Source organism: uncultured Amaricoccus sp. (genome assembly GCF_937858865.1).
Classification (GTDB): Bacteria; Pseudomonadota; Alphaproteobacteria; order Rhodobacterales; family Rhodobacteraceae; genus Amaricoccus.
In genome coordinates this window covers 1-2,483 of the sequence record NZ_CALLYO010000079.1, presented here as the reverse complement: position 1 = coordinate 2,483, position 2,483 = coordinate 1, and the positions used below count along the sequence as shown (strand labels likewise).

Here is a 2,483-nt window from a genome sequence, read left to right as displayed (position 1 = left end):
TCCTGGAACACCGTGGCGATCCCGAGCTCGAGCGCGTCGCTCGGCCCGCTCATGGCGACGGGCTGCCCCTGGAAGCGGATCTCCCCCGAGCTCGGCGCATGCACGCCGGCGAGGATCTTCACCAGCGTCGACTTGCCGGCGCCGTTGTCGCCGACCAGCGCCACCACCTCGCCGGGATGGACGTCGAGCTCGATGTCGGTCAGCGCCGAGACCGCGCCGAAGTTCTTCGAAACGCCGCTGAGGCTCAGGATGGGCTCCGCCATGCGCCAGGGCTCCCCGATCGAGAGAAGGGAACGCCCGGCCACGGACGGCCGGGCGCGAGAGCTTACTCGATGCCGAGCTCCTTGCAGCCCTCGGCGTAACGGTCGACGCAGAGCTCGGCCGCAGTGTTGATCCCCTTGTCGATGATCTCGGCCTTGAGGTTCTCCCGCGTCACCACCACAGGCACGAAGAGCTCAGACGGCGTGTTGTAGAGCGTCGCCTTCGGCTCCGGCGTCTCGCCCTTCAGGAACTGCACGGCCGCGTTTGCCGCCGCCGCGCCGACGATCTCCGAGGGCTTGGAGATGGTGTTGTACTGGTCGCCCGCGATGATGAGCTGCAGGGCCGCGATCGTCGCGTCGTTGCCGGTCACCGGCGGCAGCGGATCCACGCCCGCCGCCTTGAAGGCGGCGATGGCCCCGCCCCCGGTGCCGTCGTTCGCGGCGACGACCCCAACGATCTGCTCGCCGAAGCGGGTGATCTGCCCGCTCGTCCACTCCTGCGCGTTGGCCGGGAACCAGTCGGGCGTGTCGTACTCGGCGAGCTTCTGGTACTTGCCCGCGTCGAGCGCCTCGTGCACGCCGTCGCGGATCAGCCCCGCCGCCGCATCGGTCGGCGAGCCGTTGATCTGCAGCACACCCCCCGTGTCGGTCGGCACCCCCTCCGCCTCGAGATGCGCGAGCAGGCTCTCGGCGATCGCCTTCCCGATCGCCTTGTTGTCGAACGAGACGTAGAAGTCCGCCGGCACGTCCGGGATCGGCCGGTCATAGGCGATCACCTTCACGCCCTGGCTCTGCGCCAGGCTGAGGAGCGAGGCCGCCGCCTTCGAATCGACCGGGTCGAGCACGATCACCTTGGCGCCCTGGGTCAGCACCGAGTTGAACTGCTGCTGCTGCAGCGCCACGTCGGCATTGGCGTTCTGGTAGACCACCTGGCAGTCCGGGCAGAGCTTCTCCATCTCCGCCTTGAAGCCCGGGAAATCGTGCTCCTCGTAGCGGGTCGAGCCCTGGTCGGGCATCAGGAACGCCACCAGCCCCTCCTGGGCGTAGGCGGCGCTGCCGAGCAGCCCGAACGCGAGCGCCGCGGCGCTGGTCAGTCGTAGCGAAAGCGTCGTCATCCTCATCCTCCGTTGCGTCTTCATCGGCATCCGCCGGCGCCGCCGGCCGGAGCCCTTCGTTCAGGCCGGCACGCGCTGCCGCACCCCTGCCCTTTCTCCGTTTTCCGCGCTCAGCGCGGCCATCGCCGCCGCCTCGTTCTCGCCGAGAAGAGCGCGAAATTTGGTCGGTGTCATCCCCTTCTGGGCGAGGAACTGCCGGTTGAAGTTGGAGATGTTGTTGAATCCGGACGAAAAGCAGACGTCCGTGATCCGCACCGCCGGATCGCCCATCAGCAGCTGGCAGGCGAGGTTGACCCGCAGCCGGTTGACGAACTGCACCAGCGTCAGCCCGGTATGCCGGCGGAAGCTGCGCGAGAAGGCCCCCGGCGACAGCCCGGCGATCCGCGCCAGATCCGCCACCGCGAAGGGCTCGGTCAGATTGTCGTTGATATAGGCGAGCGCCTCGTTGATCCCCGCCGACATGAAGCCCGAGGGATCGGGCAGATAGCGCGCGCTCGCCAGCGTCCGCGCGTCCTGCGCCCGGCTCAGCGCCCCGATCACCGCCATGAAGACCTCGATCCGCCGGATGCCCCGCGCCCGCACCAGCTCGCGCAGCATCGGCCCGACCAGCCCCGAGGTCGCCGCCCCGAAGAGCAGCCCGCTGCGGCTCCCCTCCAGCGTCGCCCCGAGCGGCGCGAGCTCGGGCATCAGCCGCATCGCCTCGGCGACGAAGCCCTCGGTGAACTGCACCACCCGGCTGCGCACGCCGACCCGCTCGCCCGGCGCCACCTCGCTCACCCAGTTGTGCGGCAGGTTCGGCCCGGTCAGCACCAGGTTGCCGGGCTCGAAGGCGCCGATGAAGTCGCCCACGAAGTAATGCCCGCTGGTGGCGACCACATAGTGCAGCTCGTACTCGGGATGGAAATGCCAGCGCACGGTGCGGAACGGATAGCCGTGCTCCCACGCCTTGAAGGATTCCGCCTGGCCGATGCGTACGACCTCGAGGTCGGGCGTCATTCAGTCCTCCCCTGCGCCGCCCGGTATGGTCCGGACTTGAGCAACATCCGGGAAGGTAGCAGGCGCGGCGCCCGCCGCCTACTACGCGACGCTCGCGAGACCGATACTTTTC

3 protein-coding genes are annotated in these 2,483 nt (G+C 69.1%); all 3 read right to left on the bottom strand.

Annotation, left to right across the window (positions count from 1 at the left end; genetic code table 11):
- Positions 1–263 (bottom strand): ATP-binding cassette domain-containing protein (locus tag Q0112_RS02125; RefSeq protein ID WP_297970771.1); only part of this gene is annotated, 263 nt, incomplete at its 3' end.
- Between the two features lie 62 nt (positions 264–325).
- Positions 326–1,375, bottom strand: a complete 1,050-nt coding sequence (locus tag Q0112_RS02120; protein ID WP_297970766.1) for a sugar ABC transporter substrate-binding protein — start codon at positions 1,373–1,375, stop codon at positions 326–328.
- A 60-nt stretch (positions 1,376–1,435) separates the two neighbouring features.
- Positions 1,436–2,371 carry an AraC family transcriptional regulator gene (locus Q0112_RS02115; protein WP_297970763.1) on the bottom strand — a complete coding sequence of 312 codons (936 nt, stop codon included), beginning with the start codon at positions 2,369–2,371 and terminating at the stop codon, positions 1,436–1,438.
- Between the last annotated feature and the right edge of the window lie 112 nt (positions 2,372–2,483).